The following is a 16,087-nucleotide window of genomic DNA, read 5'->3' as shown; positions in this document are numbered from 1 at the left end:
CTTTACTTTACCTCTGCTTGTACCCATTTGCCATACTGCACCTCATATTCCTCTGGTTTAAACGCAATAATTTCAGGTAAATCATAAGGATGGCCTGCTTTAATGAAGGCGCAAATATCATTCCAATGACTTAAATTGGTCTTAGCAGAAAACATGACTTCACTTCCTTCGCAAATCTTGCCTTGCCATCGATAAAGTGAATAAACCCCATCTTGAATTTGTACGCATGCCGCTAGATTTTGCTCTATTAATTGGCGCGCCACTATTATTGCATCCTCCCGATTAGGGAAGCTACTAACGACTACTAATAGTTTAGATTCGAGCTCTTGATTCATGAACTTTTGGCAATCCAATAAATGAAAAAAGCCAGACCGAAGCCTGGCTTTTAATCATTGAAAAGAGATTAAACCTCTTCAACTACTGCTGTTTCTTCAACTTCAGGGCGATCGAGCAACTCAACCAAAGCCATAGGTGCATTGTCACCATGACGGAAGCCAAACTTCAAAATACGAAGATAGCCACCTGGTCGTGTTGCATAACGTGGTCCAAGCTCTGTAAAGAGTTTAGTCACAATATCGCGATCGCGCGTGCGATTAAAAGCCAAGCGACGATTTGCTAAGTTATCTTTTTTACCTAAAGTAATTAAGGGCTCAACAACCATACGCAACTCTTTTGCTTTTGGCAAAGTGGTTTTAATCACTTCGTGCTCCAAAAGAGAGTTGGACATGTTGCGCAACATCGCCAAGCGATGTGATGATGTTCTATTAAGTTTGCGTAAGCCGTTTCCGTGACGCATGATGCTTCCTTTCTAATTATTTCTCGAGGTTAGCTGGAGGCCAGCTTTCGAGTTTCATGCCAAGACTTAAGCCACGAGCCGCCAATACATCTTTAATTTCATTCAATGACTTACGACCTAAATTAGGCGTTTTCAATAACTCATTTTCAGTACGTTGAATGAGATCGCCAATATAGTAAATATTTTCAGCCTTCAGGCAGTTAGCAGAACGCACTGTAAGCTCAAGATCATCTACAGGACGCATCAACATTGGATCAACCATTGAAGAGCGACTTGGTGCAAGATCACCAGAAATTTCACTGCTTTCAAGCGCTGCAAAGACTACCAACTGATCAACCAAGATAGTAGCTGCTTGACGAATTGCTTCTTCAGGAGTCAACACACCATTGGTCTCAATAGTCATTACTAGACGATCAAGGTCGGTACGTTGTTCAACACGAGCAGACTCAACAGCGTAGCTAACGCGACTTACTGGACTAAAAGAGGCATCCAACACAATTCGACCTATGATCTTAGTGGCTTCATCCTGATATTGACGCATATTTCCAGGAACATAGCCACGACCTTTTTCAACCTTGATTTGCATGTCTAACTTACCACCAGCAGATAAGTGAGCAATAACGTGTTCAGGATTGATGATTTCTACATCGTGTGGCAAATCAATATCTTTTGCTGTAACAACGCCTGGGCCTTCTTTGCGCAAATTAATAGTCACTTCATCGCGTGACTGTAATTTAAATACAATACCCTTGAGGTTCAACAGTAAGTTCACTACATCTTCTTGTACGCCATCTAATGTAGAGTACTCATGAACAACACCGGCAATAGCTACTTCAGTTGGTGCATAACCACCCATAGAAGACAATAAAACACGACGCAAAGCATTTCCGAGTGTATGACCATAGCCACGCTCGAAAGGCTCCATCACAACCTTAGCTTGGTTGGCGGTAAGCGCTTCAACAGAAATAATCTTTGGCTTGAGCAAATTTGTTTGCATATTTTTCCTTGAGAGTGCTTAATTAACGTGAATACAATTCAACGATCAAACTTTCATTAATTTCACCGCTAATATCTTCACGGTCTGGCACCTGCTTAAATGTTCCTTCAAGCTTAGCTGCATCTACTGATACCCAGGTAACCGCGGCCATCTGACCAACTAAACCTAGTGATTCAGCAATACGAGCTTGTTTTTTTGCTTTTTCACGAATAGAAACCACATCACCAGGCTTTACCTGAATAGATGGAATGTTTACTGGCATGCCGTTGAGCATCACAGCACAGTGCGATACCAATTGACGCGACTCAGCTCTTGTAGAACCAAAACCCATGCGATAAACCACATTGTCAAGGCGTGACTCTAGCAACTGCAATAACATGGAGCCAGTGTTACCTTTGCGACGCTCTGCCTCAGCAAAATAACGACGGAATTGACGCTCTAAAATTCCATAAATACGCTTAACTTTTTGCTTTTCACGCAATTGATTACCGTAGTCAGAAGTTCTTGAGCCAGAGGTACGGCCATGTTGACCAGGCTTTGTATCTAACTTGCACTTGTCTGACAGGGCGCGACGTGCGCTCTTTAAAAATAAGTCGGTACCTTCCCGACGTGCTAACTTGGCCTTAGGCCCTAAATAACGTGCCACGATGCTTTCCTTTCATTGCCGAAGTCTTACGACTTGCGGTGAGTTCATCTTTTAAATCAGATGAACAGTGGGCTTTAATAAAAAACTACTAAAAAATTGTGCTACGCACCGTCAATATTAAATACGACGACGCTTTGGAGGACGGCAACCATTATGTGGAACTGGAGTTACGTCTTGAATCTCAGTAATTTTGATGCCTAAAGAATTCAATGCACGGACCGCTGATTCACGACCAGGACCAGGACCCTTAATCTGTACTTCCAAATTCTTGATGCCACACTCAACAGCTGCTTTACCAGCAACCTCTGCAGCTACCTGAGCAGCAAATGGTGTTGATTTACGTGAACCTTTAAAACCTTGTCCGCCAGATGTAGCCCATGAAAGCGCGTTACCTTGACGATCAGTAATCGTAATAATGGTGTTATTAAAGGAAGCATGAACGTGAGCAATACCGTCAGCTACATTCTTTTTTACCTTTTTGCGTGCGCGCTGTGAAGCTGCGGAAGCGGATTGTTGTTTTGCCATGTCAATAAACTTTCTTGATTATTTCTTCAGTTGTACGCCAGACTTACGCGGGCCCTTACGGGTACGGGCATTTGTCTTTGTACGCTGACCACGAACAGGCAAGCCTTTGCGATGGCGAACGCCGCGATAGCAGCCTAAGTCCATTAAACGCTTGATGTTCATCGTTACTTCACGACGAAGGTCACCTTCAGTAATGAATTTACCTACTTCATCACGTAACTTTTCCAAGTCACCATCAGTAAGATCTTTAACTTTTTTATCAATAGCAACACCAGTGGTTTTACATATCTTTTGAGCACGAGTTGTACCAATGCCAAAGATTGCTGTCAAACCAATGACAGTGTGTTGATGATTTGGGATATTTACCCCAGCGATACGTGCCATGAGATTTCCTCTTAATTAACCAATTAGCCTTGACGCTGCTTATGACGCGCATCTGATGAACAGATAACACGAACAACGCGTTTGCGCTTAATGATCTTGCAATTTCTGCAAATACACTTAACGGATGCTAAAACTTTCATAACTCACCTCTTAAAAATAGATACAACTTAATCTTTACTTCGCCCGGAATATGATTCTTGCGCGCGTAAGGTCGTAGGGAGTTAACTCCACAGTCACCTTATCTCCTGGCAATATGCGAATGTAATGCATTCTCATCTTCCCAGAAATGTGCCCAAGCACCACATGTCCGTTTTCTAGCTTCACGCGAAACATTGCGTTCGGCAAATTTTCAATAATCTCACCCGCCATCTGAATTACATCGTCCTTAGACATTCAGTTAAGCGCCCATCTTAAAATTAGCTTTTTTCATTAAAGAACCATACTGTTGTTGCATAACAAATGACTGAACTTGAGCCATGAAATCCATTGCAACAACGACAATAATCAACAATGAAGTTCCGCCAAAATAAAATGGCACGTTGTACTTCAATACTAAAAATTCTGGTAGCAAGCAAACCAAAACCATATAAATTGCACCAGCAAGTGTCAAGCGAACCAAAATCTTGTCAATGTAACGACCAGTCTGATCACCTGGACGAATGCCTGGAACAAAAGCACCACTCTTCTTCAAGTTATCTGCTGTATCGCGACTATTGAAGACAAGGGCTGTGTAAAAGAAACAGAAGAAAATGATTGCTGCTGCATACAAAATTGTATAAACCGGTTGACCTGGCGCTAGTGTCGACGCTAGATCTTTGATGATCCTGCTAAACATATTGGTTGGTTCACCTGACGTAAACCATCCAGCAATAGTTGCAGGAAACAAAATAATAGATGAAGCAAAAATAGGAGGGATAACACCAGCCATATTCAGCTTAAGGGGAAAATAGGATGACTGACCACCATAAACTTTATTACCCACTTGTCGTTTTGCATAATTTACTAAGAGGCGGCGCTGGCCGCGCTCCACAAACACTACAAAATAGGTAACCGCTATACAAATCACAACAATAAGCAGAGCAGAAAGAATATTCATTGATCCAGTGCGAACTAGCTCAAGCAAGCTTCCTATAGCCGTTGGTAGACCGGAAACGATACCGCCAAAAATAATAATAGAGATACCGTTACCAAGACCGCGCTCAGTAATTTGCTCGCCGAGCCACATCAAGAACATCGTGCCAGCAACCAAAGTTACAACGGTGTTTAATTCAAATATCAAACCTGGATTTATCACCAATCCTGGCTGGGCCTGCAATGCAACAGATATACCCAATGCCTGAAATGTTGCTAAGACAACCGTGCCGTAACGCGTGTACTGTGTAATCTTACGCTGACCAGCTTGTCCTTCTTTTTTCAAGGACTCCAACGTAGGAACCACAATCGTCATTAATTGCATGATGATCGATGCAGAGATGTAAGGCATGATTCCAAGAGCAAAAACGGTGAAACGAGATAACGCGCCGCCTGAAAATAGATTGAACATTCCCAAAATACCATCTTTTTGGCCTGAGAACAGTTGAGCTAACTGATCTGGGTCAATGCCAGGTACGGGGATGTGAGCACCCAAACGAAATACGAGCAAAGCTAGCAGCAGGAAAACTAAGCGTTGGCGTAATTCGCCAAACTTATTACCTGACTGCGTTGTGCTTGCTGTTTTTGTAGGTGAGAGTGCCATTAATTAACTTAAAAAACGAATTAAACTAACTCAACTAATTTGCCACCAGCCGCTTCAATAGCTGCTTTAGCACCGGCTGTTGCTGTTATCCCTTTGAGGGTTACAGCAATACTCAACTCACCAGTTTTAATTACTTTAACTGCATGAATTTGCTCGCCAGCAAAACCGTGGGCTCTCAATACTAATAAGTCGACTTCTGGCAAGTTAATTTTTGCTAAATCATTTAGAGTGATCTGGCCAACATGACGACGTGTCAAAGATACGAAACCACGCTTTGGCAAACGACGATACATTGGCATCTGACCGCCTTCGAAGCCCACTTTGTGGAATCCACCTGAACGAGACTTTTGACCTTTGTGACCACGGCCAGCAGTTTTTCCAAGACCGGAACCGATACCACGACCTACGCGACGGCGGTTTTTCTTGGATCCCTCTGCGGGTTTGAGTGTATTGAGTTGCATATTCTTCGCCTATATACCTACTATTTAGTTAATAACTTTAACTAAATAAGAAACTTTATTAATCATTCCGCGAACTGCTGGAGTGTCTTCTAATTCAGAAACAGAATTAATGCGACGTAGACCAAGTCCACGAACAGTTGCACGGTGGCTTTCGCGAGTACCGATCAAACTGCGCACTAATTGCAGCTTAACTTTGGATAGAGTTGTTGTCATTTATAGATTCCTAATCTTGTGGTCTTAACCGAGAATCTCTTCAACTGATTTACCGCGCTTAGCAGCAATTTCAGAAGGAGTACTCATCTTGCTTAGGCCATCAATCGTTGCACGAACCATGTTGTAAGGGTTTGTTGATCCAAGTGATTTCGCAACAACGTTCGTTACACCCATCACATCGAAAATAGCGCGCATTGGACCACCGGCAATTACGCCAGTACCGTCTTTAGCAGGAGAAATCATCACGCGTGATGCGCCATGTTTACCAATAACAGTATGTTGCAAAGTACCTTTACGTAAGGAAACTTTAATCATCTTACGACGCGCTTCATCCATTGCTTTTTGAACGGCTACAGGCACTTCTTTAGATTTACCTTTGCCCATGCCGATACGACCATCGCCATCACCAACTACGGTAAGTGCAGCGAAGCCCATAATACGACCACCCTTAACTACCTTAGTTACGCGATTAACCGCGATCATCTTCTCGCGAAGACCATCATCACGCTCTTCGTTTTGCATCTTATTTTGCATTTTTGCCATGTTTTTTCCTAAACGCTATTAGAACTTCAGGCCGGCTTCACGCGCAGCTTCAGCTAAGGCCTTAATACGACCGTGATAACGATGACCGGAGCGATCAAAAGCTACATCAACAATGCCTGCTTTAACAGCACGCTCAGCAACTAACTTACCAATTTGCTTGGCAGCATCAGCGTTTCCACCATTTTTAATTGCAGCTCTTAAGTCTTTTTCCATAGTGGAAGCGGCAGCTACAACCTTAGTACCGCATGGGCTATAAACCTGTGCAGAAATGTGTGTGTTACTACGGATAACTGTTAAGCGATTTGCTAGGGCCTCAGCAATGCGAATGCGAGTCTGCCGTGCACGTCTTTGTCTGGATTCGTCTTTATTCATTTTTATCTCGCTTACTTCTTCTTAGTTTCTTTCAGATGTACAACCTCATCAACGTAGCGAACACCTTTGCCTTTGTATGGCTCTGGTGAACGGTAAGCGCGAACTTCAGCTGCAACCTGGCCAACTTGCTGCTTGTTGGTGCCTTTAATAATAATTTCGGTTTGAGTTGGAGTCTCAGCTTTTATACCCATTGGAAGGTTATAAATAATGTCATGGGAGAAACCTAACTGCAACTTCAAGGATTCGCCTTGAGCTGCCGCACGATAACCTACCCCAACCAAACTAAGCTTGCGCTCAAAACCTGCTGTAACACCGATAACCATGTTATTGACTAAAGCGCGAGCAGTGCCTGACTGAGCGCCCGCTTCTGGCGAGTCGTTGTTTAAAATAACGGTTAAAACGTCATTTTCTTGCTTCAAACCAACTGAAGGGTGCAAATTGTGCGTCAGAGTTCCTAATGGACCTTTGACAGTGATCATTGCACCATTAATACTGATTTCAGCGCCCTTAGGCACTGTAATGGGTGATTTACCAACACGAGACATATTTCTCTCCTTACGCGACGTAGCAAATAACTTCGCCACCAACGCCGTTTGCACGTGCTTTGCGGTCTGTCATTACGCCTTGTGGGGTTGAAATAATTGCAATGCCCAAGCCATTCATTACTTCAGGAATGTCGTGGCGTCCTTTGTAGATGCGTAGACTTGGTGTTGATACACGGTCAATACGCTCAATTACAGGGCGGCCTGCATAGTACTTAAGATCAATATGGAGCACTGGCTTAGCAGCTTCACCTTTGATCTCAAAACTATCAATATAACCTTCATCCTGCAAGACTTTTGCAATAGCTACTTTTACTTTTGACGACGGCATCAAGACTACGGGCTTCTGCACTGCTTGCGCATTGCGGATCCGGGTCAACATGTCGGCGATTGGATCGCTAATACTCATGAGTTCTCCTAATTCTTTCGCCGCTTACCAGCTGGCCTTGGTTAATCCGGGGATTTCGCCACGGAAGGCGATTTCGCGAATTTTGCTACGGGCTAATCCAAACTTACTGAATACACCGCGTGGGCGACCTGTTAATGAACAACGATTTCTTTGACGAATCGGGCTTGCATTCCGTGGAAGCGCTTGCATTTTCAAACGAGCTTCGTACCGCTCTTCATCACTGCGCGACTGGTCAGCGATGATTGCCTTTAGTTCGGCACGCTTAACAGCGTACTTCTCTACAGTTTTAGCGCGCTTATTCTCGCGCTCAATTAGGGATAGTTTTGCCACGTTAGCCTCTTAATTGCGGAATGGGAATTTGAACGCTGCTAACAAAGCTTTTGCTTCTTCGTCAGTTTTAGCGGTCGTCGTAATACTAATGTTGAGACCACGCAGAGCATCAATTTTATCGTATTCGATTTCAGGGAAAATAATTTGCTCTTTAACGCCAATGTTGTAATTACCGCGGCCGTCAAATGCCTTACCAGAGATACCCCGGAAGTCACGAACTCGTGGCAGAGCAACAGTAACAAAGCGATCTAAGAATTCGTACATACGTTGTCCACGTAACGTTACCATGGCACCGATAGGATAGCCTTGACGAATCTTGAAACCCGCGATCGCTTTTTTTGCTTTTGTTACGACTGGCTTCTGACCTGCTACTTTTGTCAAATCACCAACCGCATTTTCGATAATTTTTTTGTCATTCACCGCGTCACCCAAACCCATATTCAGGGTAATCTTAGTGATGCGTGGAACTTGCATTACAGACTTGTAACCAAACTTGGTCATTAAGTCGGCCATGACTTTTTCTTTGTAATGTTCTTGAAAACGTGTGCTCATAATTTTTCCGTATCCCTTATGCGCTTAATGTTGCGCCAGTAGTTTTCAGGAAACGCTGCTTTTTACCGTCAACGAGTTTAATACCAACACGTGATGGCTTGCCGTTTCCGTCAACCAAAGCAACATTAGAAATGTGAACAGGCATTACCTTGTCAATCATTCCACCAGTAATACCGGCAGCTGGATTAGGTTTTACGCTCTTCTTATAAATATTTACACCTTCAATTACTAACTTATGCTCAAGAACTGTCGTTACAGTTCCTTGCTTGCCCTTATCGCGGCCAGTTAATAGAATGACGGAATCACCTTTACGAATCTTTTTCATATCAGCCTCTTAAATAACTTCGGGGGCGAGAGAAACGATCTTCATGAACTTTTCAGTACGCAATTCGCGCGTTACTGGTCCAAAGATACGTGTGCCAATTGGCTCTAGCTTTGCGTTGAGCAGTACCGCAGCGTTTGCATCGAATTTAATCAATGAACCGTCTGGCCGGCGAACACCCTTAGCAGTTCTCACCACTACAGCGTTGTATATGTCACCTTTTTTTACACGGCCACGTGGAGCAGCGGATTTCACGCTTACCTTGATTACATCACCGATACTGGCGTAACGACGCTTAGAGCCGCCCAATACCTTGATGCACAAGACTTCACTGGCGCCAGTATTATCGGCAACCTGTAATCTACTTTCGGTCTGAATCATTTTTTAATCCCCAACTTGTTAGCCAAAGGCAAACAGTCTTGGTTCCGTCTATGGGCTATAGCGAAAGCTAAGGCCCGGAATTAATGAAAAAACACTGCTTCAACTAATAAAACTAGCGAAGCCTTCTATTCTACTACGAAAAACAGGGGAAAGGTAAATAAATTTACCAAATTCCCTTTATATTTCTTTAAATACCTTTTGAAGCTTCTACTAAACGGGTTACAACCCAAGATTTAGTGCGTGAAATTGGTCTAGATTCTGCAATTTCAACGGTATCACCCATCTTGTATGTACCAGCCTCATCATGCGCATGGTATTTTTTTGACTTTCCAACATACTTGCCGTAGAGAGCGTGCTTTACTTGACGCTCGACCAGCACAGTCACGGTTTTTTGCATTTTATCGCTAACGACACGGCCCACGAGGGTCCGGTTTAAGGGTTTAGATAATTCTGTCATATCCCTTTTTCCTTATTTCTGTGCAGTTTTTTGGGTAATAAAGGTTTTAACACGAGCAATCTCGCGCTTATTCTTACCCAATTGGCTGGTATTGGTGAGTTGCTGTGTACCCTTTTGCATACGGAGCTTGAAGCTTGTCTTCAGAAGCTCAGTTAATTCTGCATTTAAGGCAATCAGATCTTTTGATGCTAATTCTGTCTTTTTCATAATCTCTATTCCAATCAACCTAAGTGGCGAATCACGAATGTAGTTTGTAAAGGCAACTTAGCTGCAGCAAGCTTAAAAGCTTCGCGCGCCAAAGTCTCATCTACGCCATCCATCTCGTACAAAATCTTACCTGGTTGAATTTCAGCTACGTAGTACTCTGGATTACCTTTACCGTTACCCATACGTACTTCAGCTGGCTTTTGTGAAATTGGCTTATCTGGGAAAATACGAATCCAAATTCGGCCACCACGTTTGATGTGACGTGTCATTGCGCGGCGAGCAGATTCAATTTGACGTGCTGTCAAACGACCGCGACCGACCGCTTTTAAACCGAAGTCACCAAAAGCTACAGAACTACCGCGTGTTGCCACTCCGGTATTGCGACCCTTTTGTTCCTTGCGATACTTACGACGCTTTGGCTGTAACATGCTTACTCTCCTGACTTCTGCGCATCAGCAGCTGCAACTTCTACAGTAGCTTCAACGGCTTTACGTACACGCTTCACGGCTGGCTTAGCAACCACTAATGGCTTGTCTTCGCCTGCTGGTTTACGTGCAGTTGTTTTAGATGGTGCACGACGTGGCTTTCTATCATCGGCTGCTGGCTCTGCTGTAACTACTGGAGCATCTGCACCACGACCAAGTGTGTCGCCTTTGTAGACCCATACCTTAACACCAATAATGCCGTATGTTGTTTCCGCTTCAGATGTAGCGTAATCAATGTCAGCCTTCAAAGTGTGAAGTGGAACACGGCCTTCGCGGTACCACTCACGACGAGCAATTTCTGCGCCATTTAAACGACCAGAAGACATGATCTTAATTCCGAGTGCACCAAGACGCATAGCATTTTGCATAGCACGCTTCATTGCACGACGGAACATAATGCGCTTCTCAAGCTGTTGCGTAATTGAATCCGCAATTAACTGGGCATCAACTTCAGGCTTACGAATCTCTTCAATATTGACGTGAACAGGAACGCCCATGCGCTTTTGTAATTCGCGACGGAGCACTTCAATATCTTCGCCTTTTTTACCGATAACAACACCAGGGCGTGAGCTATAAATCGTAATGCGGGCATTCTTTGCAGGACGCTCGATGATTACCTTGCTAACTGATGCATTCTTTAATTTCTTCTTCAGATAGATGCGGACATCTACGTCCTCTTTAAGCATCTTTGCAAAATCAGTATTATTTGCATACCAACGTGATGTCCAGTTCTTCGTTACCGAGAGTCGGAATCCGGTGGGGTTTATCTTTTGGCCCATATCTTTCCTTAGTTACTCAAGGTCACGGTGATGTGACATGTTTGTTTTTCAATTTGATTGCCACGACCCTTAGCGCGCGCAGTAAAGCGCTTTAAAGACGTACCTTTATCAACAAGAATAGTTGATACCTTGAGTTCATCAATATCAGCGCCATTATTGTGTTCAGCGTTGGCCATTGCTGACTCAACTACTTTCTTCACAATAAAAGCAGCTTTTTTAGGGCTGAAATTCAAAATGTTCATAGCGCGCGAAATTGGCAGTCCACGAATCTGATCAGCGACCAAACGTGTTTTTTGCGCAGAAATGCGGGCACCGCGGTGCATTGCTTTAACTTCCATCATCATCCCCTTACTTCTTCGTTACTTTCTTGTCAGCAGCGTGACCTTTGAAAGTACGGGTCAAGGCAAATTCGCCTAACTTATGACCCACCATGTTTTCTGATACATAAACCGGAACGTGCTGTCGACCGTTGTGAACTGCAATTGTCAAACCAATGAAGTCTGGCAATATCGTTGAACGGCGTGACCAAGTTTTAATCGGTTTCTTGTCTTTATTTGCCTGTGCAACTTCAACTTTTTTTACCAAGCTGGCGTCGCAAAAAGGACCTTTTTTAGCTGAACGTGTCATATCTATTTATCCTTATCGCTTAACGTTTTTGACGACGTTGAACGATCATCGAAGTTGTGCGCTTATTGCGACGTGTACGATAACCTTTGGTTGGAGTGCCCCATGGAGATACTGGTACGCGGCCTTCGCCTGTCTTACCTTCACCACCACCGTGTGGGTGATCTACTGGGTTCATTGCCACACCGCGAACGGTTGGGCGAATACCACGCCAGCGATTTGCACCAGCTTTACCAATAACGCGCAAGCTATGCTCTTCGTTACCAACTTCACCAATAGTAGCGCGACACTCGATCAAAATACGACGTACTTCACCGGAACGTAAACGTACCTGAGCATATACACCTTCACGAGCTAGCAGTACTGCAGATCCACCAGCAGAACGTGCAATCTGCGCACCTTTACCAGGTAGCATTTCCACGCAGTGGATTGTGCTACCAACTGGAATATTACGAATCGGCAAATTGTTACCAGACTTAATTGGCGCCTCTGAACCACTCATCAATGGCTGACCAACAACCATACCTTTAGCTGCCAAAATATAACGACGCTCACCATCTGCAAACAAAACCAATGCGATATTTGCACTGCGGTTTGGATCGTATTCAAGACGCTCAACTTTTGATGGAATACCATCCTTGTCATTGCGCTTAAAATCTACGACGCGATAGTGATGCTTATGTCCACCACCCTTATGACGGGTAGTGATGTGACCATTATTGTTACGACCCGCTTTTTGAAACTGTGGCTCCAACAATGCTGCAAAAGGTTTACCTTTATGCAGATCGGGGTTTACCACCTTGACCATTGAGCGACGACCTGGTGAGGTCGGTTTTGTCTTCATCAAAGGCATGATTAATTCGCCTCCGCTTCAAAGTTAATTTCTTGACCTGGCTTCAAACTGACATAAGCCTTCTTAGTGTGATCGCGACGACCTTCAAATCGGCCATAGCGCTTTGGCTTACCTTTTTGATTTACGATTTGAACTGAGTCAACTTGCACTTTAAAGAGCAATTCAACTGCTTGCTTTACATCGCTTTTGTTTGCATCGCGCATAACCTGGAAAACTACTTGTTCGTTTTTCTCTGCAACCATGGTTGCTTTTTCAGAGATAACCGGTCCAAGTAGAACCTTCATCAAATTATGATCATTTTTACGAACTTGGGTCATTTGAGCATCTCCTCGATTTTTGCAATCGCAGCTTTGCTTACCAATATCTTTTTGTAGCCTACTAAAGCTAATGGATCGGCATGCTGTGGCTCGCACACTGCAACTTTATGCAAGTTGCGTGATGCTAAAAATAAATTCTCGCTAACTTGATCAAGAATAATCAACACTGAATCCAATCCCATTGCCTTAACTTTGTCAGCTAAGACTTTGGTTTTTGGAGCATCAAGTTTGAACTCGTCAACAATATTTAAACGGCCTTCGCGTGCTAACTGAGAAAGAATTGATCTCATACCAGCGCGATACATTTTCTTGTTTACTTTTTGGCTGAAATTTTCTTCAGGTGAGTTCGGGAATATACGACCACCTCCACGCCACAGCGGGGAAGAACTCATACCAGCACGAGCACGTCCAGTACCTTTTTGACGCCAAGGTTTTTTGGTGGTGTGCTTAACTTGTTCACGGTCTTTTTGTGCACGGTTACCGCTTCGTGCATTTGCTTGATACGCAACAACAACTTGGTGTATCAATGCCTCGTTATATTCACGTTCGAATACTTCTGGTGAGCCTTGAATGCCTGCACCTAAAGTTCCGTTATCTTGGAGAAGCTTAAGTTCCATATTCGTTCTCCTTATTTCTTCTTCAACGGTGTTTTAACCGCTGGAGTAACGATTACTTTACCGCCTGGGGCACCTGGAATAGCGCCTTTAACCATGATCAGATTACGTTCTGTATCAATGCGTGCGATGACTAAATTTTGTACTGTACGTGTTTCATCACCAAGGTGGCCTGTCATGCGCTTACCTGGAAATACGCGACCTGGATCTTGCGCCATACCGATGGAACCTGGCACGTTATGTGAACGTGAGTTACCGTGTGAGGCGCGACCTGATGCGAAGTGGTGACGCTTGATGGTACCGGCATAGCCCTTACCAATTGTCACACCCTGAACATCCACTTTTTGACCCGCAGCAAATGCCGTGTCAGCAGGTATAACTTGACCTGTTGTCATTTCAGCTATTTTTGCGGCATCTAAATGAAATTCGTTGAGTGCGTTACCAGCCATCACACCTGCTTTAGCAAAGTGTCCAGCCATTGATTTGGTTACGCGAGTAGCTCTACGTGTGCCATGCGCTAACTGGATAGCGTTATAGCCATCAGTTGCCTGGGTCTTGATTTGAGCGACTCTGTTATCGCTCACGTCAATTACAGTAACGGGAATTGCTTCCCCTTCGTCTGTAAATAGACGGGTCATGCCGATCTTGCGACCGATTAAGCCTAAGCTCATATTCATGCTCCACGCCGACTTCGATTGGTCGGCAAAATTTAATTTAAGTGATTTACAAGTAAAAGTACTTCTAAATCAATAAGTTACGACATTTTTGATGCTAATAAAAACTTTAAATTCGCCCAATTAAATGTGCGAAGCCTTAGATTCTATCCCGAAAGTCCTGTCGATGCAAGTGCAAAGACAGGAAATACTCAATTATTGCAACTTAATTTCTACGTCCACACCCGCTGGTAAGTCTAATTTCATCAATGCATCTACTGTTTTTTCTGTAGGATCAACAATATCCATTAAACGTAAGTGTGTACGAATCTCTAGCTGATCACGTGATGTTTTATTTACGTGTGGTGAACGCAAAATATCAAAACGCTCAATGCGAGTTGGCAAAGGAACTGGGCCCTTAACCACTGCGCCGGTGCGCTTAGCTGTATCAACAATCTCAGCTGCTGATTGATCAATTAAACGGTAATCAAATGCTTTAAGACGAATACGAATTTTTTGGTTTTGCATATTAATTCCAAAGAGCGTTGCGGTGCTGCCGCGTTATATTTCTAAAGAGCTCGGTGACATCAGCAGCACTGATGTCACCGGTTAGCAAACCGCTAAATATAGTTACTAAATAAACCTTAAATCAAGCCAAAATCTTAGCAACCACTCCGGCGCCAACTGTACGGCCACCTTCACGAATCGCAAAACGTAAGCCTTCTTCCATCGCGATTGGCGCGATGAGTTTGACAGTAATCGTCACGTTATCACCAGGCATCACCATTTCTTTGTCTGTTGGCAACTCAATTGAACCAGTTACGTCCGTAGTACGGAAGTAAAACTGAGGACGATAGTTGTTAAAGAATGGTGTATGACGTCCACCTTCATCTTTACCCAAGATATAAACCTCGGCTGTAAAGTGAGTATGTGGTGTGATTGAACCTGGCTTAGCCAATACTTGACCGCGCTCTACTTCTTCACGCTTTGTACCGCGCAACAAGATACCGACGTTATCGCCTGCTTGACCTTGGTCGAGCAATTTACGGAACATCTCTACACCGGTACAAGTCGTTTTGATTGTTGGCTTGATACCAATAACTTCAATCTCTTCACCAACCTTAACAATACCGCGCTCGATACGGCCAGTAACGACAGTACCGCGACCGGAGATGGAGAACACATCTTCTACAGGCATCAAGAACGCACCATCAATTGCGCGCTCTGGAGTTGGGATGTAGTTATCTAGTGCTTCAGCCAACTTCATAATGGCAACGGAACCCATTGGGCCTTCATCACCTTCGAGTGCTAACTTAGCAGAACCTTGAATGATTGGAGTGTCATCACCAGGGAAGTCATATTTAGAAAGAAGCTCACGCACTTCCATTTCGACTAACTCTAATAACTCAGCATCATCAACCATATCGCATTTGTTTAAGAACACGATGATGTATGGAACACCTACTTGGCGAGCCAAGAGGATATGCTCACGCGTTTGTGGCATTGGACCATCAGCTGCAGAACAAACCAAAATAGCGCCGTCCATCTGGGCAGCACCGGTAATCATGTTCTTGACATAGTCAGCATGTCCTGGGCAATCAACGTGAGCGTAGTGACGATTGGCTGTCTCATACTCAACGTGTGCAGTATTAATCGTAATACCGCGTGCCTTTTCTTCTGGAGCAGCATCGATTTGATCGTATGCTTTTGCTTCGCCACCAAATGCTTTTGAAAGCACGGTAGCAATCGCTGCTGTTAAGGTAGTTTTACCGTGGTCAACGTGACCGATAGTACCAACGTTTACGTGCGGTTTTGTCCGCTGAAACTTTTCTTTTGCCATTTTTTGTCTGCTTTCTTTAGCTAGTCAATATTCAAAATAATGTGGATAAA

At 43.9% G+C, this 16,087-nt stretch carries 31 protein-coding genes; all 31 read right to left on the bottom strand.

Annotated elements, in window-relative coordinates; all coding sequences use genetic code 11:
- Positions 1-2: 2 nt before the first annotated feature.
- The 31 genes from cutA to tuf all read right to left on the bottom strand — a co-directional run bounded on the left by cutA (position 3) and on the right by tuf (position 16,037).
- Positions 3-335 (bottom strand): divalent-cation tolerance protein CutA, encoded by a 333-nt coding sequence (gene cutA, locus QUD86_RS00435; RefSeq protein ID WP_286297205.1) that lies wholly within the window; start codon positions 333-335, stop codon positions 3-5.
- Positions 336-403: 68 nt separating this feature from the next.
- Positions 404-796 (bottom strand): 50S ribosomal protein L17, encoded by a 393-nt coding sequence (gene rplQ, locus QUD86_RS00430; protein ID WP_286297204.1) that lies wholly within the window; start codon positions 794-796, stop codon positions 404-406.
- Positions 797-812: 16 nt separating this feature from the next.
- Positions 813-1,793: a DNA-directed RNA polymerase subunit alpha gene (locus QUD86_RS00425; RefSeq protein WP_286297202.1), complete on the bottom strand. Its 981-nt coding sequence runs from the start codon at positions 1,791-1,793 to the stop codon at positions 813-815.
- A gap of 22 nt (positions 1,794-1,815) precedes the next feature.
- Complete coding sequence (gene rpsD, locus QUD86_RS00420; RefSeq protein WP_286297200.1) at positions 1,816-2,439, bottom strand: 30S ribosomal protein S4; 624 nt, start codon at positions 2,437-2,439, stop codon at positions 1,816-1,818.
- Between the two features lie 117 nt (positions 2,440-2,556).
- Complete coding sequence (gene rpsK / locus QUD86_RS00415) at positions 2,557-2,964, bottom strand: 30S ribosomal protein S11 (protein ID WP_011901923.1); 408 nt, start codon at positions 2,962-2,964, stop codon at positions 2,557-2,559.
- Between the two features lie 18 nt (positions 2,965-2,982).
- Positions 2,983-3,348, bottom strand: a complete 366-nt coding sequence (gene rpsM, locus QUD86_RS00410; RefSeq protein WP_100379466.1) for a 30S ribosomal protein S13 — start codon at positions 3,346-3,348, stop codon at positions 2,983-2,985.
- Between the two features lie 23 nt (positions 3,349-3,371).
- Positions 3,372-3,488, bottom strand: coding sequence for a 50S ribosomal protein L36 (rpmJ, locus tag QUD86_RS00405; protein WP_012357167.1), 117 nt, complete (start codon positions 3,486-3,488; stop codon positions 3,372-3,374).
- Between the two features lie 34 nt (positions 3,489-3,522).
- On the bottom strand, positions 3,523-3,741 hold the full coding sequence (infA, locus tag QUD86_RS00400) for a translation initiation factor IF-1 (protein ID WP_088526684.1): 219 nt from the start codon (positions 3,739-3,741) through the stop codon (positions 3,523-3,525).
- A gap of 4 nt (positions 3,742-3,745) precedes the next feature.
- A complete protein-coding gene (gene secY, locus QUD86_RS00395; RefSeq protein WP_286297184.1) occupies positions 3,746-5,083 on the bottom strand; it encodes a preprotein translocase subunit SecY in 1,338 nt (445 codons plus the stop codon).
- A 20-nt stretch (positions 5,084-5,103) separates the two neighbouring features.
- Positions 5,104-5,544, bottom strand: a complete 441-nt coding sequence (rplO, locus tag QUD86_RS00390; RefSeq protein WP_286297183.1) for a 50S ribosomal protein L15 — start codon at positions 5,542-5,544, stop codon at positions 5,104-5,106.
- Positions 5,545-5,568: 24 nt separating this feature from the next.
- Positions 5,569-5,757 (bottom strand): 50S ribosomal protein L30, encoded by a 189-nt coding sequence (rpmD, locus tag QUD86_RS00385; RefSeq protein WP_286297182.1) that lies wholly within the window; start codon positions 5,755-5,757, stop codon positions 5,569-5,571.
- 24 nt (positions 5,758-5,781) lie between these two features.
- Positions 5,782-6,300, bottom strand: a complete 519-nt coding sequence (gene rpsE, locus QUD86_RS00380) for a 30S ribosomal protein S5 (RefSeq protein ID WP_286297180.1) — start codon at positions 6,298-6,300, stop codon at positions 5,782-5,784.
- Between the two features lie 18 nt (positions 6,301-6,318).
- Positions 6,319-6,672 (bottom strand): 50S ribosomal protein L18, encoded by a 354-nt coding sequence (gene rplR, locus QUD86_RS00375; RefSeq protein ID WP_286297178.1) that lies wholly within the window; start codon positions 6,670-6,672, stop codon positions 6,319-6,321.
- A gap of 11 nt (positions 6,673-6,683) precedes the next feature.
- On the bottom strand, positions 6,684-7,217 hold the full coding sequence (rplF, locus tag QUD86_RS00370; protein ID WP_286297177.1) for a 50S ribosomal protein L6: 534 nt from the start codon (positions 7,215-7,217) through the stop codon (positions 6,684-6,686).
- Between the two features lie 10 nt (positions 7,218-7,227).
- The gene (rpsH, locus tag QUD86_RS00365) at positions 7,228-7,623 is read right to left on the bottom strand and encodes a 30S ribosomal protein S8 (RefSeq protein ID WP_100379473.1); all 396 of its coding nucleotides are present in this window, start codon (positions 7,621-7,623) and stop codon (positions 7,228-7,230) included.
- A 24-nt stretch (positions 7,624-7,647) separates the two neighbouring features.
- A complete protein-coding gene (gene rpsN, locus QUD86_RS00360) occupies positions 7,648-7,953 on the bottom strand; it encodes a 30S ribosomal protein S14 (RefSeq protein ID WP_100379474.1) in 306 nt (101 codons plus the stop codon).
- Between the two features lie 9 nt (positions 7,954-7,962).
- Complete coding sequence (gene rplE / locus QUD86_RS00355) at positions 7,963-8,505, bottom strand: 50S ribosomal protein L5 (RefSeq protein WP_100379475.1); 543 nt, start codon at positions 8,503-8,505, stop codon at positions 7,963-7,965.
- Between the two features lie 16 nt (positions 8,506-8,521).
- On the bottom strand, positions 8,522-8,830 hold the full coding sequence (rplX, locus tag QUD86_RS00350; RefSeq protein WP_100379476.1) for a 50S ribosomal protein L24: 309 nt from the start codon (positions 8,828-8,830) through the stop codon (positions 8,522-8,524).
- Positions 8,831-8,839: 9 nt separating this feature from the next.
- Positions 8,840-9,208 carry a 50S ribosomal protein L14 gene (gene rplN / locus QUD86_RS00345; RefSeq protein WP_011901910.1) on the bottom strand — a complete coding sequence of 123 codons (369 nt, stop codon included), beginning with the start codon at positions 9,206-9,208 and terminating at the stop codon, positions 8,840-8,842.
- A 187-nt stretch (positions 9,209-9,395) separates the two neighbouring features.
- A complete protein-coding gene (gene rpsQ / locus QUD86_RS00340; RefSeq protein ID WP_286297169.1) occupies positions 9,396-9,665 on the bottom strand; it encodes a 30S ribosomal protein S17 in 270 nt (89 codons plus the stop codon).
- A gap of 12 nt (positions 9,666-9,677) precedes the next feature.
- Complete coding sequence (gene rpmC / locus QUD86_RS00335; RefSeq protein ID WP_286297168.1) at positions 9,678-9,872, bottom strand: 50S ribosomal protein L29; 195 nt, start codon at positions 9,870-9,872, stop codon at positions 9,678-9,680.
- A 14-nt stretch (positions 9,873-9,886) separates the two neighbouring features.
- Positions 9,887-10,300, bottom strand: coding sequence for a 50S ribosomal protein L16 (gene rplP, locus QUD86_RS00330; RefSeq protein ID WP_100379479.1), 414 nt, complete (start codon positions 10,298-10,300; stop codon positions 9,887-9,889).
- 2 nt (positions 10,301-10,302) lie between these two features.
- On the bottom strand, positions 10,303-11,136 hold the full coding sequence (rpsC, locus tag QUD86_RS00325; RefSeq protein WP_286297166.1) for a 30S ribosomal protein S3: 834 nt from the start codon (positions 11,134-11,136) through the stop codon (positions 10,303-10,305).
- Positions 11,137-11,144: 8 nt separating this feature from the next.
- Entirely contained in the window at positions 11,145-11,477 is a 333-nt protein-coding gene (gene rplV / locus QUD86_RS00320) for a 50S ribosomal protein L22 (protein ID WP_198508743.1), read from the bottom strand.
- A 7-nt stretch (positions 11,478-11,484) separates the two neighbouring features.
- Positions 11,485-11,763: a 30S ribosomal protein S19 gene (gene rpsS / locus QUD86_RS00315; protein WP_011901904.1), complete on the bottom strand. Its 279-nt coding sequence runs from the start codon at positions 11,761-11,763 to the stop codon at positions 11,485-11,487.
- 19 nt (positions 11,764-11,782) lie between these two features.
- Complete coding sequence (gene rplB, locus QUD86_RS00310; RefSeq protein WP_100379482.1) at positions 11,783-12,613, bottom strand: 50S ribosomal protein L2; 831 nt, start codon at positions 12,611-12,613, stop codon at positions 11,783-11,785.
- A gap of 2 nt (positions 12,614-12,615) precedes the next feature.
- A complete protein-coding gene (gene rplW, locus QUD86_RS00305; RefSeq protein ID WP_286297163.1) occupies positions 12,616-12,930 on the bottom strand; it encodes a 50S ribosomal protein L23 in 315 nt (104 codons plus the stop codon).
- On the bottom strand, positions 12,927-13,547 hold the full coding sequence (gene rplD / locus QUD86_RS00300) for a 50S ribosomal protein L4 (RefSeq protein WP_100379484.1): 621 nt from the start codon (positions 13,545-13,547) through the stop codon (positions 12,927-12,929). The genes rplW and rplD overlap by 4 nt, the downstream gene beginning before the upstream one ends.
- 11 nt (positions 13,548-13,558) lie before the next feature.
- A complete protein-coding gene (gene rplC / locus QUD86_RS00295) occupies positions 13,559-14,215 on the bottom strand; it encodes a 50S ribosomal protein L3 (protein ID WP_286298555.1) in 657 nt (218 codons plus the stop codon).
- A 198-nt stretch (positions 14,216-14,413) separates the two neighbouring features.
- A complete protein-coding gene (gene rpsJ / locus QUD86_RS00290; protein WP_011901899.1) occupies positions 14,414-14,725 on the bottom strand; it encodes a 30S ribosomal protein S10 in 312 nt (103 codons plus the stop codon).
- A 121-nt stretch (positions 14,726-14,846) separates the two neighbouring features.
- Positions 14,847-16,037, bottom strand: coding sequence for an elongation factor Tu (gene tuf / locus QUD86_RS00285; RefSeq protein WP_286297132.1), 1,191 nt, complete (start codon positions 16,035-16,037; stop codon positions 14,847-14,849).
- Between the last annotated feature and the right edge of the window lie 50 nt (positions 16,038-16,087).

The organism is Polynucleobacter sp. TUM22923 (genome assembly GCF_030295705.1).
Taxonomy (GTDB): domain Bacteria; phylum Pseudomonadota; class Gammaproteobacteria; order Burkholderiales; family Burkholderiaceae; genus Polynucleobacter.
This window is presented reverse-complemented; position numbering and strand designations above follow the sequence as displayed.

Coding starts and splice junctions, on each gene's coding strand:
- cutA (WP_286297205.1), bottom strand. CDS start 335: ATGAATCAAGAGCTCGAATCTAAACTATTAGTAGTCGTTAGTAGCTTC.
- rplQ (WP_286297204.1), bottom strand. CDS start 796: ATGCGTCACGGAAACGGCTTACGCAAACTTAATAGAACATCATCACAT.
- QUD86_RS00425 (WP_286297202.1), bottom strand. CDS start 1,793: ATGCAAACAAATTTGCTCAAGCCAAAGATTATTTCTGTTGAAGCGCTT.
- rpsK (WP_011901923.1), bottom strand. CDS start 2,964: ATGGCAAAACAACAATCCGCTTCCGCAGCTTCACAGCGCGCACGCAAA.
- rpsM (WP_100379466.1), bottom strand. CDS start 3,348: ATGGCACGTATCGCTGGGGTAAATATCCCAAATCATCAACACACTGTC.
- rpmJ (WP_012357167.1), bottom strand. CDS start 3,488: ATGAAAGTTTTAGCATCCGTTAAGTGTATTTGCAGAAATTGCAAGATC.
- infA (WP_088526684.1), bottom strand. CDS start 3,741: ATGTCTAAGGACGATGTAATTCAGATGGCGGGTGAGATTATTGAAAAT.
- secY (WP_286297184.1), bottom strand. CDS start 5,083: ATGGCACTCTCACCTACAAAAACAGCAAGCACAACGCAGTCAGGTAAT.
- rplO (WP_286297183.1), bottom strand. CDS start 5,544: ATGCAACTCAATACACTCAAACCCGCAGAGGGATCCAAGAAAAACCGC.
- rpmD (WP_286297182.1), bottom strand. CDS start 5,757: ATGACAACAACTCTATCCAAAGTTAAGCTGCAATTAGTGCGCAGTTTG.
- rpsE (WP_286297180.1), bottom strand. CDS start 6,300: ATGGCAAAAATGCAAAATAAGATGCAAAACGAAGAGCGTGATGATGGT.
- rplR (WP_286297178.1), bottom strand. CDS start 6,672: ATGAATAAAGACGAATCCAGACAAAGACGTGCACGGCAGACTCGCATT.
- rplF (WP_286297177.1), bottom strand. CDS start 7,217: ATGTCTCGTGTTGGTAAATCACCCATTACAGTGCCTAAGGGCGCTGAA.
- rpsH (WP_100379473.1), bottom strand. CDS start 7,623: ATGAGTATTAGCGATCCAATCGCCGACATGTTGACCCGGATCCGCAAT.
- rplE (WP_100379475.1), bottom strand. CDS start 8,505: ATGAGCACACGTTTTCAAGAACATTACAAAGAAAAAGTCATGGCCGAC.
- rplX (WP_100379476.1), bottom strand. CDS start 8,830: ATGAAAAAGATTCGTAAAGGTGATTCCGTCATTCTATTAACTGGCCGC.
- rplN (WP_011901910.1), bottom strand. CDS start 9,208: ATGATTCAGACCGAAAGTAGATTACAGGTTGCCGATAATACTGGCGCC.
- rpsQ (WP_286297169.1), bottom strand. CDS start 9,665: ATGACAGAATTATCTAAACCCTTAAACCGGACCCTCGTGGGCCGTGTC.
- rpmC (WP_286297168.1), bottom strand. CDS start 9,872: ATGAAAAAGACAGAATTAGCATCAAAAGATCTGATTGCCTTAAATGCA.
- rplP (WP_100379479.1), bottom strand. CDS start 10,300: ATGTTACAGCCAAAGCGTCGTAAGTATCGCAAGGAACAAAAGGGTCGC.
- rpsC (WP_286297166.1), bottom strand. CDS start 11,136: ATGGGCCAAAAGATAAACCCCACCGGATTCCGACTCTCGGTAACGAAG.
- rplV (WP_198508743.1), bottom strand. CDS start 11,477: ATGATGGAAGTTAAAGCAATGCACCGCGGTGCCCGCATTTCTGCGCAA.
- rpsS (WP_011901904.1), bottom strand. CDS start 11,763: ATGACACGTTCAGCTAAAAAAGGTCCTTTTTGCGACGCCAGCTTGGTA.
- rplB (WP_100379482.1), bottom strand. CDS start 12,613: ATGCCTTTGATGAAGACAAAACCGACCTCACCAGGTCGTCGCTCAATG.
- rplW (WP_286297163.1), bottom strand. CDS start 12,930: ATGACCCAAGTTCGTAAAAATGATCATAATTTGATGAAGGTTCTACTT.
- rplD (WP_100379484.1), bottom strand. CDS start 13,547: ATGGAACTTAAGCTTCTCCAAGATAACGGAACTTTAGGTGCAGGCATT.
- rplC (WP_286298555.1), bottom strand. CDS start 14,215: ATGAGCTTAGGCTTAATCGGTCGCAAGATCGGCATGACCCGTCTATTT.
- rpsJ (WP_011901899.1), bottom strand. CDS start 14,725: ATGCAAAACCAAAAAATTCGTATTCGTCTTAAAGCATTTGATTACCGT.
- tuf (WP_286297132.1), bottom strand. CDS start 16,037: ATGGCAAAAGAAAAGTTTCAGCGGACAAAACCGCACGTAAACGTTGGT.